Annotated in this window: 31 protein-coding genes; 10 read left to right on the forward strand and 21 right to left on the reverse strand. The window is 65.7% G+C overall.

Annotation, left to right across the window (positions count from 1 at the left end; all coding sequences use genetic code 11):
- Positions 1-32: 32 nt before the first annotated feature.
- The 10 genes from BZF59_RS13850 to leuC form a co-directional block, all read right to left on the reverse strand.
- Positions 33-2,561, reverse strand: coding sequence for a glycoside hydrolase family 3 protein (locus tag BZF59_RS13850; protein ID WP_086608823.1), 2,529 nt, complete (start codon positions 2,559-2,561; stop codon positions 33-35).
- A gap of 249 nt (positions 2,562-2,810) precedes the next feature.
- The gene (locus BZF59_RS13855) at positions 2,811-3,593 is read right to left on the reverse strand and encodes an NUDIX hydrolase (protein WP_086608824.1); all 783 of its coding nucleotides are present in this window, start codon (positions 3,591-3,593) and stop codon (positions 2,811-2,813) included.
- Positions 3,594-4,200: 607 nt separating this feature from the next.
- Positions 4,201-4,527 (reverse strand): Grx4 family monothiol glutaredoxin, encoded by a 327-nt coding sequence (gene grxD, locus BZF59_RS13860; RefSeq protein WP_086608825.1) that lies wholly within the window; start codon positions 4,525-4,527, stop codon positions 4,201-4,203.
- 41 nt (positions 4,528-4,568) lie between these two features.
- A complete protein-coding gene (locus BZF59_RS13865; RefSeq protein WP_086608826.1) occupies positions 4,569-4,802 on the reverse strand; it encodes a BolA/IbaG family iron-sulfur metabolism protein in 234 nt (77 codons plus the stop codon).
- Positions 4,803-4,805: 3 nt separating this feature from the next.
- On the reverse strand, positions 4,806-5,129 hold the full coding sequence (locus BZF59_RS13870) for a DUF1476 domain-containing protein (protein WP_086608827.1): 324 nt from the start codon (positions 5,127-5,129) through the stop codon (positions 4,806-4,808).
- 89 nt (positions 5,130-5,218) lie between these two features.
- Positions 5,219-6,217 (reverse strand): NADPH:quinone oxidoreductase family protein, encoded by a 999-nt coding sequence (locus tag BZF59_RS13875; protein ID WP_086608828.1) that lies wholly within the window; start codon positions 6,215-6,217, stop codon positions 5,219-5,221.
- A gap of 24 nt (positions 6,218-6,241) precedes the next feature.
- On the reverse strand, positions 6,242-6,844 hold the full coding sequence (gene leuD / locus BZF59_RS13880) for a 3-isopropylmalate dehydratase small subunit (RefSeq protein ID WP_086608829.1): 603 nt from the start codon (positions 6,842-6,844) through the stop codon (positions 6,242-6,244).
- Positions 6,845-6,852: 8 nt separating this feature from the next.
- Entirely contained in the window at positions 6,853-7,029 is a 177-nt protein-coding gene (locus BZF59_RS13885; protein WP_086608830.1) for an LPXTG cell wall anchor domain-containing protein, read from the reverse strand.
- Between the two features lie 27 nt (positions 7,030-7,056).
- Positions 7,057-7,818 carry a hypothetical protein gene (locus tag BZF59_RS13890; protein ID WP_158094331.1) on the reverse strand — a complete coding sequence of 254 codons (762 nt, stop codon included), beginning with the start codon at positions 7,816-7,818 and terminating at the stop codon, positions 7,057-7,059.
- Positions 7,819-7,838: 20 nt separating this feature from the next.
- Positions 7,839-9,269 carry a 3-isopropylmalate dehydratase large subunit gene (gene leuC / locus BZF59_RS13895; protein WP_086609228.1) on the reverse strand — a complete coding sequence of 477 codons (1,431 nt, stop codon included), beginning with the start codon at positions 9,267-9,269 and terminating at the stop codon, positions 7,839-7,841.
- A gap of 141 nt (positions 9,270-9,410) precedes the next feature.
- Here leuC and BZF59_RS13900 point away from each other — a divergent pair, with 141 nt between their 5' ends.
- The 6 genes from BZF59_RS13900 to BZF59_RS13925 all read left to right on the forward strand — a co-directional run bounded on the left by BZF59_RS13900 (position 9,411) and on the right by BZF59_RS13925 (position 13,197).
- On the forward strand, positions 9,411-9,827 hold the full coding sequence (locus BZF59_RS13900) for an acyl-CoA thioesterase (RefSeq protein WP_086608832.1): 417 nt from the start codon (positions 9,411-9,413) through the stop codon (positions 9,825-9,827).
- Between the two features lie 50 nt (positions 9,828-9,877).
- Entirely contained in the window at positions 9,878-10,705 is an 828-nt protein-coding gene (locus BZF59_RS13905) for a hypothetical protein (RefSeq protein WP_086608833.1), read from the forward strand.
- A 12-nt stretch (positions 10,706-10,717) separates the two neighbouring features.
- The gene (locus BZF59_RS13910) at positions 10,718-11,383 is read left to right on the forward strand and encodes an HAD family hydrolase (protein ID WP_086608834.1); all 666 of its coding nucleotides are present in this window, start codon (positions 10,718-10,720) and stop codon (positions 11,381-11,383) included.
- Positions 11,384-11,467: 84 nt separating this feature from the next.
- Positions 11,468-12,253 carry a fatty acid desaturase gene (locus tag BZF59_RS13915; protein WP_086608835.1) on the forward strand — a complete coding sequence of 262 codons (786 nt, stop codon included), beginning with the start codon at positions 11,468-11,470 and terminating at the stop codon, positions 12,251-12,253.
- Positions 12,250-12,789 carry a sterol desaturase family protein gene (locus tag BZF59_RS13920; protein WP_086608836.1) on the forward strand — a complete coding sequence of 180 codons (540 nt, stop codon included), beginning with the start codon at positions 12,250-12,252 and terminating at the stop codon, positions 12,787-12,789. Before BZF59_RS13915 ends, BZF59_RS13920 begins: the two co-directional genes overlap by 4 nt.
- 18 nt (positions 12,790-12,807) lie before the next feature.
- Positions 12,808-13,197, forward strand: coding sequence for a hypothetical protein (locus BZF59_RS13925; RefSeq protein ID WP_143738179.1), 390 nt, complete (start codon positions 12,808-12,810; stop codon positions 13,195-13,197).
- Between the two features lie 31 nt (positions 13,198-13,228).
- Here the strand turns inward: BZF59_RS13925 and BZF59_RS13930 are convergent, their stop codons facing one another.
- From BZF59_RS13930 to BZF59_RS13975, 11 genes are all read right to left on the reverse strand, one after another.
- The gene (locus BZF59_RS13930; RefSeq protein WP_086608838.1) at positions 13,229-13,639 is read right to left on the reverse strand and encodes a SufE family protein; all 411 of its coding nucleotides are present in this window, start codon (positions 13,637-13,639) and stop codon (positions 13,229-13,231) included.
- A gap of 44 nt (positions 13,640-13,683) precedes the next feature.
- Positions 13,684-13,860: a hypothetical protein gene (locus tag BZF59_RS16320; protein ID WP_169712074.1), complete on the reverse strand. Its 177-nt coding sequence runs from the start codon at positions 13,858-13,860 to the stop codon at positions 13,684-13,686.
- Complete coding sequence (locus tag BZF59_RS13935; protein WP_086608839.1) at positions 13,857-14,108, reverse strand: hypothetical protein; 252 nt, start codon at positions 14,106-14,108, stop codon at positions 13,857-13,859. Before BZF59_RS13935 ends, BZF59_RS16320 begins: the two co-directional genes overlap by 4 nt.
- Entirely contained in the window at positions 14,105-14,419 is a 315-nt protein-coding gene (locus tag BZF59_RS13940) for a hypothetical protein (RefSeq protein ID WP_086608840.1), read from the reverse strand. Before BZF59_RS13940 ends, BZF59_RS13935 begins: the two co-directional genes overlap by 4 nt.
- Positions 14,419-14,778 carry a hypothetical protein gene (locus tag BZF59_RS13945; RefSeq protein WP_169712075.1) on the reverse strand — a complete coding sequence of 120 codons (360 nt, stop codon included), beginning with the start codon at positions 14,776-14,778 and terminating at the stop codon, positions 14,419-14,421. Before BZF59_RS13945 ends, BZF59_RS13940 begins: the two co-directional genes overlap by 1 nt.
- Complete coding sequence (locus tag BZF59_RS13950) at positions 14,778-15,089, reverse strand: hypothetical protein (protein ID WP_086608842.1); 312 nt, start codon at positions 15,087-15,089, stop codon at positions 14,778-14,780. The genes BZF59_RS13945 and BZF59_RS13950 overlap by 1 nt, the downstream gene beginning before the upstream one ends.
- Positions 15,089-15,400: a hypothetical protein gene (locus BZF59_RS13955; RefSeq protein ID WP_086608843.1), complete on the reverse strand. Its 312-nt coding sequence runs from the start codon at positions 15,398-15,400 to the stop codon at positions 15,089-15,091. The genes BZF59_RS13950 and BZF59_RS13955 overlap by 1 nt, the downstream gene beginning before the upstream one ends.
- A gap of 35 nt (positions 15,401-15,435) precedes the next feature.
- Positions 15,436-15,810: an envelope stress response membrane protein PspC gene (gene pspC, locus BZF59_RS13960; RefSeq protein WP_086608844.1), complete on the reverse strand. Its 375-nt coding sequence runs from the start codon at positions 15,808-15,810 to the stop codon at positions 15,436-15,438.
- Complete coding sequence (pspB, locus tag BZF59_RS13965) at positions 15,807-16,112, reverse strand: envelope stress response membrane protein PspB (protein WP_086608845.1); 306 nt, start codon at positions 16,110-16,112, stop codon at positions 15,807-15,809. Before pspB ends, pspC begins: the two co-directional genes overlap by 4 nt.
- Before the next feature lie 3 nt (positions 16,113-16,115).
- The gene (gene pspA, locus BZF59_RS13970; protein ID WP_169712083.1) at positions 16,116-16,955 is read right to left on the reverse strand and encodes a phage shock protein PspA; all 840 of its coding nucleotides are present in this window, start codon (positions 16,953-16,955) and stop codon (positions 16,116-16,118) included.
- Positions 16,956-17,106: 151 nt separating this feature from the next.
- The gene (locus BZF59_RS13975) at positions 17,107-17,292 is read right to left on the reverse strand and encodes a hypothetical protein (protein ID WP_086608846.1); all 186 of its coding nucleotides are present in this window, start codon (positions 17,290-17,292) and stop codon (positions 17,107-17,109) included.
- 159 nt (positions 17,293-17,451) lie between these two features.
- Here BZF59_RS13975 and pspF point away from each other — a divergent pair, with 159 nt between their 5' ends.
- The 4 genes from pspF to BZF59_RS13995 all read left to right on the forward strand — a co-directional run bounded on the left by pspF (position 17,452) and on the right by BZF59_RS13995 (position 21,677).
- Positions 17,452-18,510 (forward strand): phage shock protein operon transcriptional activator, encoded by a 1,059-nt coding sequence (gene pspF, locus BZF59_RS13980; RefSeq protein WP_086608847.1) that lies wholly within the window; start codon positions 17,452-17,454, stop codon positions 18,508-18,510.
- A gap of 215 nt (positions 18,511-18,725) precedes the next feature.
- Positions 18,726-19,292, forward strand: coding sequence for a ribosome maturation protein RimP (gene rimP, locus BZF59_RS13985; protein ID WP_086608848.1), 567 nt, complete (start codon positions 18,726-18,728; stop codon positions 19,290-19,292).
- Positions 19,289-20,917 carry a transcription termination factor NusA gene (nusA, locus tag BZF59_RS13990; protein ID WP_086608849.1) on the forward strand — a complete coding sequence of 543 codons (1,629 nt, stop codon included), beginning with the start codon at positions 19,289-19,291 and terminating at the stop codon, positions 20,915-20,917. Before rimP ends, nusA begins: the two co-directional genes overlap by 4 nt.
- Positions 20,898-21,677, forward strand: a complete 780-nt coding sequence (locus BZF59_RS13995) for a DUF448 domain-containing protein (RefSeq protein WP_086608850.1) — start codon at positions 20,898-20,900, stop codon at positions 21,675-21,677. Before nusA ends, BZF59_RS13995 begins: the two co-directional genes overlap by 20 nt.
- Positions 21,678-21,682: the final 5 nt, after the last annotated feature.

Consider the following 21,682-nt stretch of genomic DNA (forward strand, 5'->3'; position numbering starts at 1 on the left):
TCCAGCCTGCCTGTCGATCCTCGTCTAAGCGGTCAGCGGCACGGCAAGACCTGCTCGGCATCGCTGCCGAGCCGCACTTCGGCGATGGCGTAATCGGCCCGGCCCTCGGTTTCGAGCACGAAGGGCCGATCGAGCCCGGTCACGTCCGCGCCCTTGTCCCTCAGGCACTTGAGCGGCAGGCCGTAGCGCACATAGCTTTCGGTCGCGGGCAGGGTGACGGCCGCGTAGCCATTCCCCTTCGGCCCGCGTGCGCCGATCCGGGCGGTGGCGGGGGCATCCCACACCCGCATCGTCACCAGCACCATGACATCGGCATTGGTCTCGCGCGCTACGTCGACGGGATCGAGATTGCCAAGCTGCACGCTCGCCGTGCCGCCCGCGATGGTAAAGCGGCGTGCGCCTTCCTGAACCTTGAAGTTTTCCGCAGTGACCCGCGCCCGCCCGCCGAGTGCATCGGCGGGGAGGGTGGTGACGCGGGTCTCGACCTCCTGCGCGGAACCCGCGACCCACAGCGACCAGCGCGCCGCCGGGTTTCCGGCGTTGAACCACAGGCGGCTGTCACCGCCAACGGCGCTGGCATCGAGTTCGGGCAGCGGCGTCCATCTGCCTGATGGCACCGCGTAATCGAGGCCGTAGCCGAAGGGATAGAGCGTCCCTTCCGCAATCTGCGTGGTGCGCGGCCATGCAGCGGGGAGCTTTCCGGTGAAGTCGAAACGCGGCTTGCCGCTGGCATCGCCCACCAGCACATCGGCGACCCCGCCGCCCTCGCTGCCGGGCAGCCAAGCGACCACGAAGGCATCGGCGGCGTTCAACGCGGGGTTCACATAAAGCGGCCGGCCGGTGATCATCACCGCGACCACCGGAATGCCCTCGGCCTGAAGCTTCTTCATGGTGTCGTAGGGCTTGGTCAGTTCGGGATCGAGCACCAGCGCGGCCCGGTCACCCTGAAATTCGGCATAGGGGGTCTCGCCGAACACCACCACGGCGGCATCGGGCTTCTCGGCGTAGCTGCCATCGGGGGAGAGCACCGCGCTGCCGCCGCCCGCCTCAACCGTCTGCTTCAGCCCGCTCCAGATCGAGGTCGCGCCGGGGAAGTGGCTGTTGTCCACCCCGGTGCCCTGCCAGCTCAGCGTCCATCCGCCCGATTGGCGCGCGATGTCGTCCGCCCCGTCGCCCGCGACCAGCAGCCGTTTGCCCGGCGCGAGCGGAAGAATGCCCTCGTTCTTGAGCAACACCAGCGACTTCCTCACCGCCTCGCGCGCCACGGCGCGATGTTCGGGCGCGCCGAGCAACTCGTATTGGCCAGAGAAAGCCCGATCAGACGGCTTGCCCGCCTCGAACAGTCCGAGCCGTTCCTTCACCCGCAGGATCCGCGCCACCGCCTCGTCGATCCGGGCCATGGGGATCGCGCCCGCCTTGGCGCGTGCCAGCAGATCCTCGTAGATCGGCTTCCACGTATCGGGCGCCATATACATGTCGACCCCCGCCATCAGCGCCTGCGGGCAGGATTCGTTGGTGCAGCCTGCGACCTGTCCGTGGGCGTTCCAGTCCGACACCACAAAGCCGCCGAAATCCATCCGCTCCTTGAGCACGCCGGTGACGAGCGAGTGGTTGCCGGTCATCTTGACCCCTTGCCAGCTCGAAAAGCTGACCATCACGGTCGAGACGCCCTCGGCGATCGCGGGGCCATAGGGACGCCCATGAATGTCGCGCAGAGCCTCTTCGCTGATCGAGCTGTCGCCCTGATCCACGCCCCGGTCGGTGCCGCCATCGGCGAGGAAATGCTTGGTCGAGGCGATCACATAAGGCCCGGCGAGCAGGTTGTCGCCCGTCGGCGGCCCCTGAAGCCCGCGCACCATCGCCCCGACATAGGAGGCGACGAGATCGGGGTCCGAAGAATAGCCCTCATAAGCGCGGCCCCATCGGAAGTCCTGCGGCACCGCGACGGTCGGCGCGAAGGTCCATTCCTGCCCGGTGACGCGGATTTCCTTGGCGGTGACCGCGCCGATCCGCTCGATCAGCGCCGGATCACGCATCGCGCCAAGGCCAATATTGTGCGGGAAGATCGTCGCCCCGATGATGTTCGAATGGCCGTGCACCGCATCGGTGCCCCAGATCATCGGTATGCCGACCCCGCCGTCCGAGCGGTCGACCGACGCGAGGTAGAATTCGTCCGCCGCCTTCAGCCAGTCGGGCGCGGGCGACAGGTCATTGCCGTTGGGCCCGGAATTGCCGCCCACCAGCAGCGAGCCGAGCTTGTACTTGCGGAAATCCTCCGGCGTGACGCAGCACAGATCGGCCTGCACCAACTGGCCGACCTTCTCCTCGATCGTCATGCGCGCGATCAGATCGGCGATGCGCGCCTCGGCAGCGGGGCGGGTGGGGACGGGGTAGGTGTAGGCTGGCCATAGTTCGGGATGGGCCGTGCCCGGCGCTTCAGGCGTGGCTGGCTCCGAGGCGTGCGGATGCGCCGTTTCGGCCAGCGCGGCCGGAGCGATGCTCGCCGCAGCGAGCAATCCCGCAACAAGGCGCAGCTGTGTGCGACCCGAATGGCCCGTCATATCCCTCTCCCGTGGCGGCGATGCCCGCCATGCCCGCGCTGTTTGCTAACGCTAACATCAATGTTGGAAAATCTCGCCCGCGAAGTCAATGCGGCTGCGCGAGAGCATCTTACGTTACGCGCAGCGCATTCCACAAAAGGTTCGTGTAAACAGAGGAATGCGCGCGAGAGAAATACGAATGCAGCGTGTTGGATGATAAAATGATAGCGATACCATATGCTGCCGCGCGCCTCCCGCGATTCGCCCGTTTCAACCCCGCGCGACGTTCTCCAGCAGTTCGGCGGTGACCGGATAGCCAGCATCGCCGAGGATCGTCAGCCAGGATTGCCCGCCTTCTTCGACCACTTGCGGCATGATCGTGCGAACGGGGATCGCCTCGGCCTGCGCGCGCGCTTCTTCGTAGCTGGCGAAAAGCGCAAGCCGTTCGAGATTGCGGCGGGTGGGGAAGATCAGCTTGATCTCGCCGCGCGCCGCCGCATCGAGCGCGCCCTGCGCGGTCGTCCAGAACAAGTGGGTGTTCTCGGCATGGTCGATCGACACGTCCACGTCGCCGGTGCCGAGATTGGCGAGGTAGAAGCGGGTGTCATAGACGCGCCCGATGTTCTCATTCTTGGGAAACCAGCGCGCGAAGGGCGTGATCTGCGCCAGATCGAGTTGCCAGCCGAACGCCGCGAGCACCGGGGCCAGCGCGCCGGTCTCGGCCAGCATCGCCCGCGCGGCGGCGGCGCTGGCAGCGGTGATGTCGCCCGCGAGGCCGAGCGCGAGGCCGGTCTCCTCCAGCGTCTCGCGCACCGCGGCGATCTGGTGCGCGGCTTCATCCGGCGAGAGGCCTGCGACTGTCGCAACCGTCTCACCCAGCGCATAATCCGCTGGATCGACGCGCCCGCCGGGAAACACTGCCATGCCGCCCGCAAAGGTCATGTTGCGAGAGCGCACGGTCATCAGCACTTCCGGCGCGGCCCCGTCGGGCGCGTTGCGGAAGATGATGATGGTGGCGGCGGGAATGCCCTCTCGGCCGGAATCGCTGGTCATTGCGGCAAAGAATGGCCCTGCGGCACGCCCTTGCCAAGAGCCAAGGCGCGTTCCTGCCGCTTCATCGTCCCGGAAGTGCGAAGATGTGTCGGGCTGCTTTACACATGCCTCCTCGTTCACCTCAGGCTGAAGTCGAAAAATGGCGGATTTCCGTGGTTTCTCGCGTTTGGCACGCGCTGTGCATTGGATGGAGCGGTCCCAAATGGTCTTCGACGCGAGGCGCGACCCTTCCTGGTCTCCGGGTTGCGCCAACCGCGAAAAACAAAAAACGCTCCGCACTGGTCCTGCGGAGCGTTTTTTTTGTTTGTGGGGTGTTTTTGTTAGAGCCTCAGGCGCCGGCGCGGGCCATCCGGCCCGCTTGGCCTTCCTACGGGGGCCCGGCCCTTTCAGGGCCACCCCTCCGGGCGCGCGGTCGCGCTTGCGGCCCTGCGGGCCGAAAAAGCGCCCCAATCGAAGGATGTGCTGATTCCGGTCGCGAAGCGACCGCAAGGCCGACCGGCCGTCGCGCCTTATGGCGCGGAAGCCAAGGCGGACGGATGTCCGCCGCCCGGCGTCTGAGGGCTCAAACAAAAAACGAGGACGCACCCCCGGATGGGGGTGCGAAAACTCAGGCAGTCTTCACGCCGCTCTGATCGAGCAGCTGCTGCAATTCGCCCGCCTCAAACATCTCCATCATGATGTCGCTGCCGCCGACGAATTCGCCCTTTACATAAAGCTGCGGGATCGTCGGCCAGTCGGAGAAGGCCTTGATCCCCTGGCGCACTTCCATGTCCTGCAACACGTCCACGCTTTCATAGGCGACGCCGCAATGATCGAGGATCGCAACCGCGCGGCTGGAAAAGCCGCATTGCGGGAACAGCGGGGTGCCCTTCATGAACAGCACCACGTCATTGCTGGTGACGAGATCGGAAATGCGGGAATTGGCGTCGGACATGGCGGCTTGAGCCCCTGATGCGTGTGGGTGACTATGCAAGGTTACTTGGGGACCACGGTGGTGACTTGCAAGGCGTGCAGCACCCCGCCCATCCGCCCGCCGAGCGCGTTGTAGACCAGCTTGTGCTGAGCAACCCGGCTCAGACCGGCGAATTGCGGGGCGGTGACGGTGGCGGCCCAGTGATCGTCATCGCCTGCCAGATCGCGCAGTTCCACGGTCGCGCCGGGCAGGGCAGCGAGGATCGCCTCTTCGATCTGGGTCGCCGTCATCGGCATGGCTCAGACCTCGCCGAACAGCTGGCGGCGCGCCTCGACCGTCATGTCTTCCAGCTTGGCGCGGATATCGGCCTCGGTGATGTCGGTCTGCGCGGCGGTGAGATCGCCCAGCAGCTTGCGCACGACGTCCTCGTCACCCGATTCCTCGAAATCGGCCTGCACCACCGCCTTGCGATAGGCGTCGGTTTCTTCCGGCGTGAGGTTCATCAGGCCCGCCGCCCATTCGCCGAGCAGCTTGTTGCGGCGTGCGGCGATGCGGAAGGCGGTTTCACCCTCGAGCGCGAAATGGGCCTCCTCGGCGCGTTCGCGGTCCTTGAAATCGGTCATGTGCTGTGTGTCCCTTCGGATACGATCCTTGGGGCAGCGATAGAGGGGTGGGCGCGCGGCTTCAAGCGGGAAGCCGCGCACACAAGTTCTTAATCCATCGTCACCACGAGCTTGCCCACCGCCTCGCGCGCTTCAAGCTTGGCGATGGCATCGCCCGCGCGGGCGAGGGGGAAGGTTTTGGACACCAACGGGTCGATCTTGCCTTCGCGCATCAGGTCGAACAGCTCGTTCACCTGTGCATGGAAGCCTTTCGGGTCGCGCGCGGTGAAGGCGCCCCAGAACACGCCGCAGATGTCGCAGGACTTCAGCAGGGTGAGATTGAGCGGCATCTTGGCGATTCCCGCCGGGAAGCCGACCACGAGGAAGCGGCCCTCCCACGCGATCGAGCGCAATGCAGGCTCGGAATATTGGCCGCCGACGATGTCGTAGACGATGTTCGCGCCCTCGGGCCCGCAGGCTTTCTTGAAAGCCTCGGCGAGCGCCTTGGAGGCATCCTTGTCCATTGCCTCGCGCGGGTAGATCACCACCTCGTCGGCTCCGGCCTTGCGGGCGACTTCACCCTTGGCCTCGGACGAGACGGCGGCAACCACGCGCGCACCGAAGGCCTTGGCGAGCTCGACGGCCGAGAGGCCCACGCCGCCCGCCGCGCCGAGGATCAGCACGGTGTCGCCCGGCTTGATATGGCCGCGATCCTTGAGGCCGTGGATGGTGGTGCCGTAGGTCATCAGCAGGCTGGCAGCCTTCTCGAAGGGCACGCCATCGGGCACCTTGAACATGCGTCCGGCAGGCACGACGACCTTCTCGGCCAGCCCGCCATTGCCGATCCCGGCGAGCACGCGATCACCCACGGCAAAGCCTTCGACACCTTCACCAAGCGCCTCGACCACGCCGCTGATCTCGCCGCCGGGCGAGAAGGGGCGGGCGGGCTTGAACTGGTACATGTCGCGGATGATCAGGCCATCGGGATAGTTGATCGCGCAGGCCTTGACCGCGACGAGCACCTCGCCCTTGCCGGGGGTGGGCGCGTCGATCTCGTCGAGCGTCAGGGTTTCGGGCCCGCCGGTCTGGTGGGTGCGAATGGCTTTCATGGTGTCTCTCCCGGTATGGTCGTTTTATGCGGCTTCGGTGCCGCGCATCAGCCACGGCTGGGCAGCGGTGCGCTGCGCCTCGAACCCGCCGATCGCCTCCCCGCGCGCCATGGTCAGCCCGACCTCGTCGAGCCCGTTCAGCAGGCAGTGCTTGCGGAACGGGTCGATCTCGAAAGTGAAGCGGTCCTGATAGGGGGTGGTGACGGTCTGCGCTTCGAGATCGACGGTGATTGCCAGCCCTTCGCGCGCCACTTCCAGCAGCCGGTCGACCGCGTCCTGCGGCAGCACGACCGGCAAGATGCCGTTCTTGACCGCATTGCCCGAATGAATGTCGGAAAAGCTCGGCGCGATCACCACGCGAATGCCGAGATCGAGCATCGCCCAGGCGGCGTGTTCGCGGCTCGATCCGCAGCCGTAATTGTCGCCCGCGATCAGGATCGGCGCGCCCTTGTAGGCGGGATCGTCGAAGACATTGCCGGGTTCCGCGCGCAGCGTCTCGAACGCCCCCGCACCCAGACCTTCGCGGCTGATGGTCTTGAGCCATTTGGCCGGGATGATGATGTCGGTATCGACATTCTTGAGGCCAAGCGGAATGGCGCGGCCTTCGACGCGGGTGAGGGGCTGCATGGGGTTCCTCAGTCGGTTTCGGGCGGCTCGCCCGAGGGGATCGGGCCGGGCTGGGTCGGCTCGTTCGGCTTCTTCTTGCGCTTGCCCGCATAGAGCAGCGCTGCGGCCACGGCGGCCGATCCGATGGCACCCGCCGCAGCGAGCGCGGCGTTGCGGGCGGTGTTGTTCTTGGGCTTGTCGGTCATGATTTCCAGATGGTCCCAACTGCCGCGTTACGCAAGCATCGAGCGGCGATTTGCAGGCGATGCCAGACCGGTTCCCGATGAAACGAGCCTTTGCGCGATGTCAGCCCGCCGCTCAGCCCCGCCCGCCACCACATATTCGGTTTCGTCGGGCAGCAGAATGGTGAGCGCGACGAGGCGAATTTCCACGTCTTGATCGATCTCGATGTATGATGGCCGGCCCGGCACCGTGACGTTGATCAGCGCGCCGACAGTGCCGCGCTGTGTCAGCCAATGTGCAGGCATGGTGGCGGGAGCGGGCAACTCCATCGAGAATATCCCGTGCTGCCTGATCGGCGCCTGTATCCCGCCGAGATGGGCGACGTTTCGGGCAAGGGTTTCGATCAGGTCGAATTGCCAACTACTGCGGATATCCGCGAACTGCGCGCCTGCCAGATCGGGGCACTCGATGAAGACCTCGCAGCCGAAGCCCGGTTCCTGGCTGTCGGTGTCGACAAACAGGTCGCTCAGGCCGTCCGAGACGATGATCAGGCTTCCTGCCGGGCGAACCGTGCGGAACGCTTGGCGGTTGGTAGGCCATGCAGGCGCGCCCTGGAATTCCGGGCTGATGAGATAGGCTATGACATCGTCATCGACCGTCCCGATGGTGGACCACACCTGCGCTCTGGCCGCGAAAAAGCGTTCGTAGCGGGGGTCGTCGAGGGTGATGATGCCGGGCTGGGCCTGTTCGCTCGCCTGTGCCTTGCCGGGGCGAAACAGCCCGCCCAGCAGCGCGCCGAGACCGCCACTCAAGAGCCCTCTGCGTCCCATCCTCACACCAGCTCGCGCACGTCGGCGAGGCGCCCGGCCACCGCCGCCGCCGCCGCCATCGCGGGCGAGACGAGGTGGGTGCGCGCGCCCGGCCCCTGCCGACCGACGAAATTGCGGTTCGATGTGGAGGCGCAGCGTTCGCCCGGCGGGACCTTGTCGGGGTTCATGCCGAGGCACGCCGAACAGCCCGGCTCGCGCCATTCGAAGCCCGCTTCGGTGAAGATGCGGTCGAGGCCCTCTTCCTCGGCCTGTGCTTTGACCAAACCCGATCCGGGGACGACAATCGCCCATCGCACATTGTCTGCCTTGTGGCGGCCTTTCAACACGGCCGCGGCAGCGCGCAGGTCTTCGATGCGGCTGTTGGTGCAGCTGCCGATGAAGACGTTCTCGATCGGCACCTCGGTCATCGGCGTGCCGGGGGTGAGGCCCATGTAATCAAGGCTCTTCTGCGCAGCTACGCGCTTGCTCTCGTCGGCGAAGTCTTCGGGGTGCGGCACGCGCCCGCCGATGGGCACCACGTCCTCAGGGGAAGTGCCCCAGGTGACGCTGGGTTCGACATCGGCGGCGTTGATGGTCACGCTCTTGGCAAACACCGCGCCCTCGTCCGAATGGAGCGTGCGCCAATAGGCAACCGCTGCGTCCCATTCGGCGCCCTTGGGGGCCATGGGGCGGCCCTTGAGATAGGCGAAGGTGACATCGTCGGGCGCGATCAGCCCGGCACGCGCGCCGGCCTCGATGCTCATGTTGCAGACGGTGAGGCGTTCCTCGACCGTCATCGCCTCGAACACCTTGCCGCGATATTCGATCACATAACCAGAACCGCCCGCCGCACCGATGGTGCCGATAATGTGGAGGATCAGATCCTTGGCGCTGATGCCGGGGCCGAGATCGCCCTCGACCCGCACTTCCATCGGGCGTGACTGCTGAAGCAGCAGCGTCTGCGTCGCCAATACGTGTTCCACCTCGCTCGTCCCGATCCCGAAGGCAAGCGCGCCGAGCCCGCCGTGGCAGGCGGTGTGCGAATCGCCGCAGACGATCGTGGTGCCGGGGAGCGAGAAGCCCTGTTCCGGCCCCACCACATGGACGATCCCCTGCTCCTTGGCGGTCGCGGGGATGTAGCGGATGCCGAAAGCGGGCGCGTTGGCCTCGAGCGCGGCAAGCTGCGCGGCGCTTTCGGGATCGGCGATGGGTATCGGCAGGCCGTTGGCATCGCGCCGCGCGGTGGTCGGCAGGTTGTGGTCAGGTACGGCGAGGGTCAATTCGGGCCGCCGCACCGGGCGACCCGCCACCTTCAGCGCCTCGAACGCCTGCGGACTGGTCACTTCATGCACCAGATGGCGGTCGATATAGATCAGCGCCGTGCCGTCATCGCGCATTTCGACGACATGCGCGTCCCAGATCTTTTCGTAGAGCGTGCGGGGGCGGCTGGCCATGGCGGAATCCATTATTGGGGGGGAGGGGTGATGCCCCTTTGTCACGTTCCCTAATCATCTTTGCCGAGCCGTTGCAAGATTGCGGCGATTTATGGGCAGGCCGTAGTGGAATTTGTCATAATCTTGCGCTAGCTTAAAGGCATGTCAGCAAACGAATCCTCTTCGCCTGCCTTTCTGCACCCAATTACGGTCGAACCGGCTGACATCGATTTCATGGGCCACGTCAACAATGCGCGCTATCTGAACTGGGTTCAGGACGCGGTGCTGGCGCACTGGAACAACCTCGCCCCGGCAGAGGATATCGCCACGAAGGCGTGGGTCGCGCTCAAGCACGAGATCACCTATCGCAAGCCCGCTTTCCTCGATGACGACGTGATCGCATCGACCGTGCTCGAACGCTTCAACGGCGCGCGGGCATTCTACTCGACGCTGATCAAGCGCGGCGAGGAAGTGCTGGCCGAGGTGCAATCATCCTGGTGCTGCATCGACGCAAAAACCCTGCGCCCCGCGCGGATCGGCGAGCACCTGCGGGAATTCTTCTTCCCCAAGGGCGAGTGAGCCGATAGTCTCTTTCGCGTCCCGATGACGGGGACGGGAGGGACGCAATCGTGAACAGGTTCAAGGGCTTTGCCATTCTCGCCGGCAGCTATGCGCTCGCCGCAACGCCGCTGGCTGCGCAGGACGCGGCCCCGCCCAAACCGGAGATGACCGAGGCCGAGCAGGCCGGGGTGCAGCAGGCCGTCGATCTGGGGTGGCGCGTCTATTCCTACGATCAGGCCGCCTGGCACGGCACCGACGCGATGCTCGAAGACCTTCCCGACGCGAGCGAGCGGGGGATCGCCGGGTGGATCGTCAACGACATCGCGGACGGCTGGGAGACGGTGTTCTTCCGCCCCACCGATGCCGGTTTCGAGGCGGCATGGGCGGGGGTCTATAATGGCCGAAAGGTCATCCGTCGTACCACCTACGCGCCGGGAGAGCGGGCGCTGGTGCCGGACGAGGTGGCGCTGGTCGAGGCCAATCTGCTGCTGCGCCGCCAGCGGCCCGAGCGTTGCTCCGCCAGTCCGTTCAACAGCGTGATCTTTCCCACCGGCAAGCCCGATGGCGGGCTTTATGCCTATCTGCTCACCCCGCAGGAAAAGGTTGGCGAGATTCCGTTTGGCGGGCACCACCGCTTCGAGATCGTTGACGGCAAGATCACGGACAGCCGCCAGTTCACGAAATCCCGTATCACTTTGCCCGCCAGTACCGGGAAAAAGGGCGAACGGCCCGTCGGGCTCACGGTGTCGCACATTCTTGATGCTACTCCGACCGAACTGCACGTCTTTTCGGCCTATGCCGCCAACATGTCCGTTTATGTCATCACGCCGGACAACGACCGGGTCTGGGCGGTCGAGGTGTCCGGCGGCCGCCCGCGCATCCGCATCGTCCGGTAAGCGCGGCCCGCGATGCGCGATCCCGCCGCGATCATCTTCGATTTCGACGGCGTGATCGCGGACAGCGAGATGCTCGCCAACCGGGTGCTGGCCGAGGAGCTGACCCGGCTGGGCCTGCCGACCACGCTCGAGCAAAGCTATGCCCGCTATGTCGGCACCCGCTGGGGCGAGATGATCGCGCTGATCGAGGGGCAGCTGGGTCGCCCGGTGCCCGCCGGGTGGGGCGACCATCTCTCCGACACCATGATGGCGCGCTTCCAACGGGATTTGACCGAGGTGCCGGGGGCGGGGGCTTTCATCGCCGGGCTGGGCACGCGCCCGCGCGCCATCGCCTCGTCCAGTTCGCCCGCCCGGCTAGCGCTATGTCTGGAAGTGCTAGGACTGGGCGAGGCCTTCGGCGTGCACGTCTTCAGCGCCGAGATGGTCGAGCGCGGCAAACCGCACCCCGATATCTTCCTGCTCGCCGCGCGCGGCATCGGCGTCAGCCCGGAAACCTGTCTGGTGATCGAGGACAGCCCCTCGGGCGTGACGGCGGCCAAGTCGGCGGGGATGCAGGTGATCGGGCTTCTCGCGGGCAGTCACATCAAATCCGGCCATTCCGAGCGGCTGCGCGCCGCCGGGGCCGATCATCTCGTGCCTTCATGGGAGGAAGCGGTCCAACTGGTGCACGGGGGCTGATCGGCACAGCGCAAAGCCGATTGCCGTTTTCCGCCGCAAGCCTATACGCATCCCCATGCCCGCAGCGCGCGTAACCCTTTCGGCATGAACCCGCATTTCGCCCTTCCCGAGCGTGGCTTCCAGCGCGCTGCCGGCCTTGCGCTGGCGCTGGCTATTGCCGGAAGCTGGCTGACAATCCACGCCTGGGGGATGTTCGTCTTCGAGATCAGCTGGAGCAACTGGCCGCTCGCGCTGGGTGTGGCGGTGGTGCAGTGCTGGCTCAGCGTCGGCGTGTTCATCGTCTGCCACGATGCGATGCACGGCAGTCTGGTGCCCGGCCATCCGCGTGTGAACGGCGCGATCGGCGCGGTGCTGCTGGCGCTTTATGCGGGCTTTGCGTGGAAGCAGCTGCGGGACGCGCATTTCGCGCATCACAAGCTCGCGGGCCGCGCGGGCGATCCCGATTTCGACGAGCATCACCCGGACAATTTCTGGCGCTGGTACGGCACCTTCTTCCGACGCTATTTCGGCTGGCGTTCGCTGCTCTTCGTGCACACCGTGGTCGGCATCTACTGGCTGGTGCTGGACATTCCGATGGTGCAGATCGTGCTGCTCTATGGCCTTCCGGCGCTGGGATCGTCGCTTCAGCTGTTCTACTTCGGTACCTTCCGCCCGCACCGGCACATGCCGGGCGAAGACGCGAGCGCCTTTGCGGACCGTCACAACACGCGCTCGGAGGATTTCGGCACGCTGGCGAGCCTCGCTTCGTGCTTCCATTTCGGCTATCATCTCGAACATCACCGCCGCCCTGACGTGCCATGGTGGGCGCTCCCGGCCGCGCGCCGGGCCGGGGTGGGCCGTGTTGAATTGACCAAGAAGGTGCCCGCATGAGCTGGCTCGAAATATTCCTGACCGTCATGTCCTCGCTGATCGGGATGGAGCTGTTCGCCTGGTACGCGCACAAATACATCATGCACGGCTGGGGCTGGGCGTGGCACCGCGACCATCACGAACCGCACAATAACGTGCTGGAGAAGAACGATCTCTTCGCGGTCGTCTTCGGCACGATCAACGCCGCGATGTATATCTACGGCTCGCTCTACTGGGACTGGCTGTGGTGGTTCGCGGTCGGGATAACCCTATACGGGGTGATCTACACACTGGTGCATGATGGCCTCGTCCATCAGCGCTACTGGAAGTGGGTGCCGCGCAAGGGCTACGCCAAGCGGCTGGTGCAGGCGCACAAGCTCCACCATGCGACCATCGGCAAGGAAGGCGGGGTCAGCTTCGGCTTCGTCTTCGCGCGCGATCCGGCCAAGCTCAAGGCCGAGCTGAAGGCGCAGAAGGAAGCGGGGGTCGCGGTGGTGCGCGACAGTGTCGGCGCTGCGAGCGAAGACAGCTTCGAGGTCGTGGGCCGCAACCTGTAAAGGGACGGGAGCACCGGGTTGGACCTTTCGGGCAAATGGGACGGCACTTACGCCTATCCGCCCATTCCCGGTGCTGGGCCGGTGACGCCCTTCCTCGCCGAGATTGCCGACGTCGCCGGGCGCCTCAGCGGGACCATCATCGAGCCGAACGAATTCCGCCCGGAGACCGCCCGGGCGACGCTGGAAGGGATGCGCTCCGACAGCAAGGTCGATTTCCTCAAGATCTACCACGGGGCTGGCGAGGAATATGACGAACCGGTCGTCTATTCCGGCAGCCTCAGCGATGACGGCAATGTCATTACCGGACGCTGGATCATGGCGGAATGGAGCGGCACCTTCGAGATGGTACGCCATATCGAGGTCACAACCGCGAGTGAGGCGCTGGCGGAAGTCGAAGTCGATCCGTGAGGCAATCCCTGCGGCGGGGCCGGCGCGCCGCTCAGCCTGCGGCCAGCCGTGCCGCGTGTTCCTTCACCAGTGCGATCATGTTCGGCACGCCTTGGGTGCGGTTGCTAGACAGCTGATTCTTGAGATCGAAGGGTGCGAGCGCGCCCATCACGTCCATCTGCGCGACCTCGGCGGCGGGCCGGTCCTGCACCGCGGCGATGACGAGGGCGACGATGCCCTTGGTGATCGCGGCGTTGCTGTCGGCGAGGAAATGCAGCCGGTCCTCCTCCTGCGCGGCGGGATAGACCCATACCGCCGCCGAGCAGCCGCGCACCAGCGTCGCATCGGTCTTGAGCGCATCGGGCATCGGCTCCAGCGCGCGGCCGAGTTCGATCAGCAAGCCGTAACGGTCATCGCCATCGAGAAATTCATATTCTTCGAGAATGTCGGAAAGTGTGCGCATGGCGGCGCAGTTACGCAGGCGCGGCGCGAAACGGAAGGGGGCAATTACCCGCCGAGACCGCCGGGCCGGGTGAAGGCGTGCCAGATCACGTAGAGCCAGCCCAGAAAACCGTGGACGATCGCCCAGATGATCGACTGGTGCAGGCTCCAGCTGATTGCCACCGCGATCGCGCTGCCGAGGCCGATCCCGGCCTGCGTGGCGGTGCCCTTGGCGCTGCTCACAGCTCCACCCCGCTGGCGATGGCTTCAAGCTTGCGGATGCGTTCCTTGAGGTCGGCCAGCTCGATGCGCGCGGTGCCGAGCCCCGAGCCTTCCTCCGCATGGGCCCGTCCGCCCGAACGGTCGAGCTCCTGCCGCTTGAGTTCGAGCCATCCCTGCCAGGCGCGCAAGGTGGCTCCCGCGATCACGATCACCGCAACCAAGAGGCCGAAGGTCAGGACGATGGTGGGATCGAGAAAGACAGTCGTCATTGGGCCTGCTCCTCCTTGATGGCTGCGGGCACGGCGCGCAGCGCTTCGATTTCGGCGGCGATCCGCGCTCTTTCGCGCGCATCGCCGGTGTTGGCGTCGGTGGCGATGCGTTCGAGCACCTCAACCCGTTCCCTGAGATTGGCGATCTCGGCGGTGGCCGCTTCCAGCGCGTCAATAGTGCGGCTATCGTCGCGCGGGGCGAGTTTTTCGTTGCCGTATTCGTCGGTGACGATCCCGGCGCGGGCCTTGGCATATTCCACCACGCCCCACACGATCACCGCCACCAGCGCGACTATGGCCCAGCCGCTCATTACGCTTCTCCCTTGTCCTTGAGACTGGTCAGCGCGCGGTCGCGCAGGGCATCGATTTCCGCGCCGAGGTGGTAGCCCCCGTCGGTGACGATGCGTTCGACATTGGCCAGCCGATCCTTGATCGCCCCCAGCTCGGCGCGCAGCTGCGCGTTTTCCTGGGTCAGCAGCACCACGCGTTCGGCGGTCTGCTTGTCGGAGCCCGGCTTCAATGACTGGCCCCACATCCCTTCGAGCGGATAGCCGTTCTTGATCTTCATCCGCGTCGTCTGGAACGAGACGGCGATCCCGGCCGCGCCGAGGGTGAAGGCCCCGGCGATGATCCACCCGACATAGGGCAAAATGGCGTTGAACTCTCCCATCACACGCGCTCCTTGCCCAGGGCCGGCGTATCGCGCAGGGCCTCGATCTCGGCGGAGAGCGAATAGCCGCGGTCGGTGACGATCTTCTCGAGCACGATCATGCGGTCCTGCATGGCGTCGAGCTTGTCGTGCAGCGCCTTGTTCTCGGCCTTGAGACGCTGGGTCTCTGCGGTGTCCGAACGGTCGGTCTTGCCGCCCCATTCGTCTTCGAGCGAATAGCCGTGCTTGGCGCGGATCCAGTTGTTGATCAGCCAGCCGCCAGTGCTCAGCGCAATGATGGCGATTACGAAAGCGGGTCCACCGAAATCCATCACACGCGCTCCTTCTTCTCGATGCCGAGCGGCACGCCGGCGGCATCCTCATCGACCCGGCGCTGGTCACGCAGCGCTTCGATCTGGGTGGCAATGTCGTAACCGCGGTCGGTGACGATCCGTTCGAGCACCTGCACCCGGGCTTCGAGCCGCTGGATGTGGCCGACATATTGTGCGGCCTTTTCGGCGGTCTGCTCGGCGGCGGCGCCGACCTGCATTTCGGCCATCTTCTGCTGGTGCTTGGTCCACAGCGCGATCACCGGGATCATCAGCGCGATGATCGGGATCATGAGAGCCAGGTAGCCTTCCATGACGGTATTCCCCCTTCAAACAAATTCGGGTTGGTTCAGCGCAGCCGCTCGATCTCGGCGGTCAAGCGCGGGTTGCTGCTGACATAGTGGGCTTCGACTGCGGCGAGGCGGCGGTCGATATCGCGGAAGCTGGAGCGGATTTCGCGGGCGGTGCGCTTCGGGCTCTGCCGCACGGATTGCCAGTACTTCTGCTCGCTTGCGTCGCGGTAGAGGTAGGGCGGCTTCTTGTTGAGCAGGAACCCGGCGACGAAGTAGGCGAGGATCGGCCAGCCCATGGTGATGGCAAGGATCACCATGCCGATCCGGAACCAGAAGACATTGATCCCGGTGTAATCGGCGATCCCCGCGCAAACACCCATCAGCTTGGCGTTGTGCTTGTCACGGTAAAGCGTGGTGCGGGGGCTGTTCATGCGCGGGTTCCCTTCTTCTCGGCGAGCAGCGCTTCGAGTTCGCGTAGCTGCTGGTTGTCTTTCTCCTGATCGGCCATCAGGCGGCGGGCCGGGGTGAAGGCCGGATCGTCGCTGGCGACCAGCCGTTCAACCGTGTCCATGCGTTCATCGAGGCGCTTGGCGAGGTTGTAGAGCTCTTCCAGCAGCACTTCGTCGTCGGAGGTGATGGTGGCGGCGGTCTTCCACTTGGTCATGTAGTGGAGGATCACCCAGGGCAGGCCGATGAACAGCATGCCGACGACCATGATGACTTCCAAATCCATGGCTTATTCCCCTCCCTTGGCATTGGCGTTGTCGTCGGCCTTGCCGAGCGCCTTCTTCATGGCGGCAAGTTCGTCGTCGATCGCGTCCGAACCGGCGAGCGCGGCAATTTCATCGGCGAGCGACGGTGCCTTGTTCTCGGCGATCTGCAGCGCATCGGCGCGGCCTTCGGCATAGTCGACGCGGCGTTCGAGCTGGTCAAAGCGGGCCAGCGCCTCGTCGGTGCGCTCGGTGCTCATCAGGGTGCGCAGCTTGACGCGGTTCTCGGCGCTTTCGAGGCGCGCGGCGATCGCGGTCTGGCGGCTGCGGGCCTCGCGCAGGCGGTGCTGCAGCTTGGCGATGTCTTCCTCGTAGGCGCGCAGGGCATCGTCGAGCACGGCGATCTCGCCCTTGAGCTGATCGGCCATGTCGCCTGCCTTCTTCTTCTCGACGAGGGCAGCGCGGGCGAGATCCTCACGGTCCTTGCTGAGCGCAAGCTGCGCCTTTTCGCCCCAGTCGGCCTGGAGCCGGTCGAGCTTTACGCAATGGCGGTGCATTTCCTTCTGGTCGGCGATGGTGCGCGCCGCGCTGGCGCGGACTTCGACCAGGGTTTCCTCCATTTCGAGGATGATCATGCGGATCATCTTCGACGGATCATCCGCCTTGTCGAGCATGTCGTTGAAATTGGCAGCGATGATATCGCGGGTGCGGCTGAAAATGCCCATGAAGGCTACTCCATCGAGAAACGAATTGACCCGGTCGAGCGGAGCGACTCGCTCCTCGCGGGTGGGGGTGGTGTAAGGCCGAGACTGCGCTTTGCCGGGGCTCTGCCGCAAGGCCTCGATTTCGGCATCGAGCCGCGACAGGCCGGTCGGCGACAGCAGCGGCGAAAGGTGGGCCGGAGCTTCGCTGTCGAACGCAGCGCGCGTGGGTGTCGCGATGCGGTCAGCGGCAGCGGGGGGGGCATCCCGCAGAGAGCGCTCCGGCCCGAGGGGGTTGGTGTGGCGGTCGGCCACTTCAGGCGATCTCGATCATCGCGCCGGCTGCGCCAGCGGGATGGGCGACGGGAGCGGCGTAGGCCGCGCCCGGCTGAAGCTGCGAGGACATCGCGATCATCATCACCATCGCGGCGATGCTGGCCATGGCGGCGTGGCCGAGCTTGCTGTTCCAGAAGCTGGCATTTGCGACGGTGCGGTTGATCATAGTGGGCCTCCCAAAAGGTGTCCGTGGTGTTGCCAATGATTTTGCACGGGCCGTGCCAAACTGCGGAAATGGCGGAAATCGGCCATTCTTGCGGTGTGGTGAGGTGAGGGCGTTGGTCTCTATTGCCAAGCATTGGGGATTTTCACTATAAGTTCGGACATGAAGTTCGAGAGCCAGTTTATCGGCCAATCCGGGGCCTTCCTCGACGCGGTCGAACGGGCCTCGCGTGCCGCTGCGATGAACCGCCCGGTGCTGGTGATCGGCGAGCGCGGGACGGGCAAGGAACTGATCGCCGAACGCCTTCATCGCCTGTCGACCCGGTGGGACGAGCCGCTTGTCACCATGAATTGCGCCGCGCTTCCCGAAACCCTGATCGAGGCCGAGCTGTTCGGGCACGAGGCGGGGGCCTTTACCGGCGCCACCAAGGCCCGCGCGGGGCGCTTTGAAGAGGCCGACCGGGGCACGCTGTTTCTCGACGAGCTGGGCACGCTCAGCATGGGCGCGCAGGAGCGGCTGCTGCGCGCGGTCGAATATGGCGAGATCACCCGCATCGGCGCCTCGCGTCCGATCCGGGTCGATGTGCGGATCGTGGCGGCGACCAACGACGATCTGCCCGCGCTCGCCGCGAGCGGAGAGTTCCGTGCCGACTTGCTCGACCGGCTGAGTTTCGAGGTCATCACGCTCCCCCCGTTGCGCGTGCGCGAGGGCGATATCGGTGTGCTGGCCGAATATTTCGGGCGGCGCATGGCGGCCGAGCTCGATTGGGAACGCTGGCCGGGTTTCGCGCCGCATGTGATGGACGCGCTGGAGGATCACCTCTGGCCCGGCAATGTGCGTGAGCTTCGCAATGTGGTGGAGCGCGCGGTCTATCGCTGGGACGTGCCGGACATGCCGATTGCGCATGTCCAGTTCGATCCTTTCGACAGCCCCTGGCGCCCGCGTCCGCCCGAACATCGCCGCAACAGCGCGCCCGCTGCCCATGCCGCTCCCGCACCCGGCGGCCCGGCGGCGACGGGGCCCGCCAGCGTCAATTTCGACACCATCGAAGACCTGCGCGCCGCGGTCGACGCGCACGAACGCGCGATCCTTGCCCATGCGCTGGGCAAGCACCGCTGGAACCAGCGCCAGACCGCGAAGGCGCTGGGCCTCACCTATGATCAGCTGCGCCACTGCATTCGCAAGCACGGGCTGATGGAGGGCGAGGAAGAAAGCGCCTGAACACCGGACCATGGCTCCGGAAACGATGCAGCATTGGTTGCCGGAGAAAAGTGGCCTTGCCGTCAGCCTGCCCCGCTTCGCTCTTGCCAAATCCGGCCCGAGCGACTAACTGACCCGCCAATCCCGACATTGTCGCGACAAGGTTAGGGTGCTGGCGCCTGCGGGGGCCGGCCCGAAACCGCGTTTCCGCAATGCCGATTCGCTACGGAGCATGAATGGCCGATATTGCGCGTCTGACCCAGTTGATCGAACCCGAGGCTGCTGCCTTGGGCTTTGAACTGGTGCGCGTGGCGATGCTTCCGTCCGAAGCGGGCGATGGCGGCATGGCCTTGCAGATCATGGCCGAAGACCCCGCCACCGGTCAGCTGGTGATCGACCAGTGCGCCGCGCTCTCGCGCCGCGTGTCGGACGTGATCGACGCCGCCGAAGAAGCGGGCGACGTGCTGATCGAAGGGGCCTACCACCTCGAAGTCAGCTCGCCCGGCATCGACCGACCGCTGACCCGCGAAACGGACTTTACCAACTGGGCCGGCCACGAAGTCCGCATCGTCATGGACAAGTCCTATGATGGCCAGCGCGTCAACAAGGGCGTGCTCGGCGGGCTTGAGGATGGTATGGTCCTCGTCAAGGAAGTGAAGGCGGGCGATGTCCGCCTGCCGCTTGCAGATATTCATTCCGCGAAGCTCGTCCTTACCGACGCGCTCATCGCCGCCACCCGCCCGCTGGATACCAGTGGGGCTGACGAACTCATCGAAGAAGATACAGAGAAGGCAGACGACTGATGAGTGCCATTTCCGCCAACAAGGCCGAACTGCTTGCGATCGCCAACGCGGTCGCCTCGGAAAAGATGATCGACAAGTCGATCGTCATCGAGGCGATGGAAGAAGCGATCCAGAAATCCGCGCGCAACCGCTACGGCGCTGAAAACGACATCCGCGCCAAGCTCGATCCGCTGACCGGCGATCTGACGCTGTGGCGCGTGGTCGAGGTGGTTGAAGAGGTCGAGGACTACTTCAAGCAGGTCGATCTGAAGCAGGCCGAAAAGCTGCAGCCGGGTGCCAAGGTCGGTGACTTCATCGTCGACCCGCTGCCCCCGGTCGATCTCGGCCGCATCGATGCGCAGTCGGCCAAGCAGGTGATCTTCCAGAAGGTCCGCGATGCCGAGCGTGAGCGCCAGTTCGAGGAATTCAAGGATCGTCAGGGTGAAGTCATCACCGGCGTGATCAAGTCGGTCGAATTCGGCCACGTGATCGTCAACCTCGGCCGTGCCGAAGGCGTGATCCGCCGCGACCAGCAGATCCCGCGCGAAGCCGCCCGCACCGGTGAGCGTGTCCGCGCGCTCATCACCAAGGTGGAACGCAACAACCGCGGCCCGCAGATCTTCCTCAGCCGCGCGCACCCCGACTTCATGAAGAAGCTGTTCGCGCAGGAAGTGCCCGAAATCTACGACAACATCATCGAGATCAAGGCCGCCGCCCGCGACCCGGGCAGCCGCGCCAAGATCGGCGTGATCAGCCGCGACAGCTCGATCGACCCGGTAGGCGCCTGCGTCGGCATGAAGGGCAGCCGCGTGCAGGCCGTCGTGCAGGAATTGCAGGGCGAGAAGATCGACATCATCCCCTGGAGCGAGGACACCGCGACCTTCGTCGTCAACGCGCTCCAGCCCGCCACGGTCAGCCGCGTCGTGCTCGACGAGGATGATGGCCGCATCGAAGTGGTGGTGCCCGACGATCAGCTGAGCCTCGCGATCGGCCGCCGCGGCCAGAACGTCCGGTTGGCGAGCCAGCTTACCGGCCACCAGATCGACATCATGACCGAGGAAGAGGCTTCCGAGAAGCGCTCCAAGGAATTCGCCGAGCGTTCGAAGATGTTCGAGGAAGAGCTCGACGTCGATGAAACCCTCTCGCAGTTGCTGGTCGCCGAAGGCTTTGCCGAGCTGGTCGAAGTGGCTTACGTCGACCTCGCCGAACTCGCCACGATCGAAGGCTTTGACGAGGAACTCGCCGAGGAACTCCAGAGCCGTGCGCTCGAAGCGCTCGAGCGTCAGGAAGCCGCGCACCGCGAAGTGCGCCGTGGTCTGGGCGTCGAGGACGCGCTCGCCGAGATCCCGCATCTGACCGAAGCGATGCTGGTCACGCTCGGGAAGGCGGGGATCAAGACGCTCGACGATCTGGCGGACCTCGCCACCGACGAGCTGATCGCCAAGAAGCGCGAAGCGCCGCGCCGCCGGAACAATGCCGACGGCCCGCCGCAGCGTCGCCCGCAGCGTGAAACCGACAAGGGCGGCGTGCTGGGTGAATACGGCCTCTCGGAAGAGCAGGGCAACGAGATCATCATGGCCGCGCGCGCGCACTGGTTCGAAGACGAGCCGACCGAGGAGGCCGCCCATGCGGACTCCACCCAATGAGCGCCTGACGTCCGACATCGCTGAGCCGTCGCTTTCCGCTGCTGCGGGGAGCGAGCGGCGCTGCATCCTCTCCGGGGACACCTCGGCGCGGGATACGCTGGTGCGTCTGGCGATTTCGCCCGACGGGCTGGTGCTGCCCGATGCCGGGGCCAAGGCACCGGGACGGGGCGCGTGGATCGGGGCGACCCGCTGCGCGCTTGAAGAAGCGCTCGCCGATGGCCATCTGAAGAAAGCCCTGATGCGCGCCTTCAAGGGTGCGCCTCTCACCATTCCCGAAGACCTGCCCGAGCGGGTCGAGGCCGCGCTGGCGCGCCATCTGGGCGACCGGCTGGGTCTGGAACTGCGCAGCGGCAACATCGTGCTGGGTTCGGCCCGGATCGAGGAACAGGCCCGCTCCGGACGGATCGCGGTGCTGCTCCACGCCGCCGACAGCAGCGCCGATGGGCGGCGCAAGCTCGATCAGGCGTGGCGCGTGGGCACCGATGCCGAAGGCTCGGGCCTTACCGGTCAGGTCTTGCCCCTAGACCGCACCGCGCTGTCTGTGGCATTGGGCCGCGACAACGTGGTCCATCTGGGCGTCGCCGGCCATCCCGGCGACATGCGCGCCGCAGAGCGCGTGCTCCAGGCGGTGTCCCGGCTGGTGCATTATGCCGGGACGGATCGGGCGAACGCGACGCAAGAGACAGGCCGGGGCGCACCCGGCAACGCAGACCTGCCGGACGGCGGGGCAGCGGTTATTGATGAATACGTGAAGGACTGACGAGC

Source organism: Erythrobacter donghaensis (genome assembly GCF_002155425.1).
Classification (GTDB): Bacteria; Pseudomonadota; Alphaproteobacteria; order Sphingomonadales; family Sphingomonadaceae; genus Erythrobacter; species Erythrobacter donghaensis.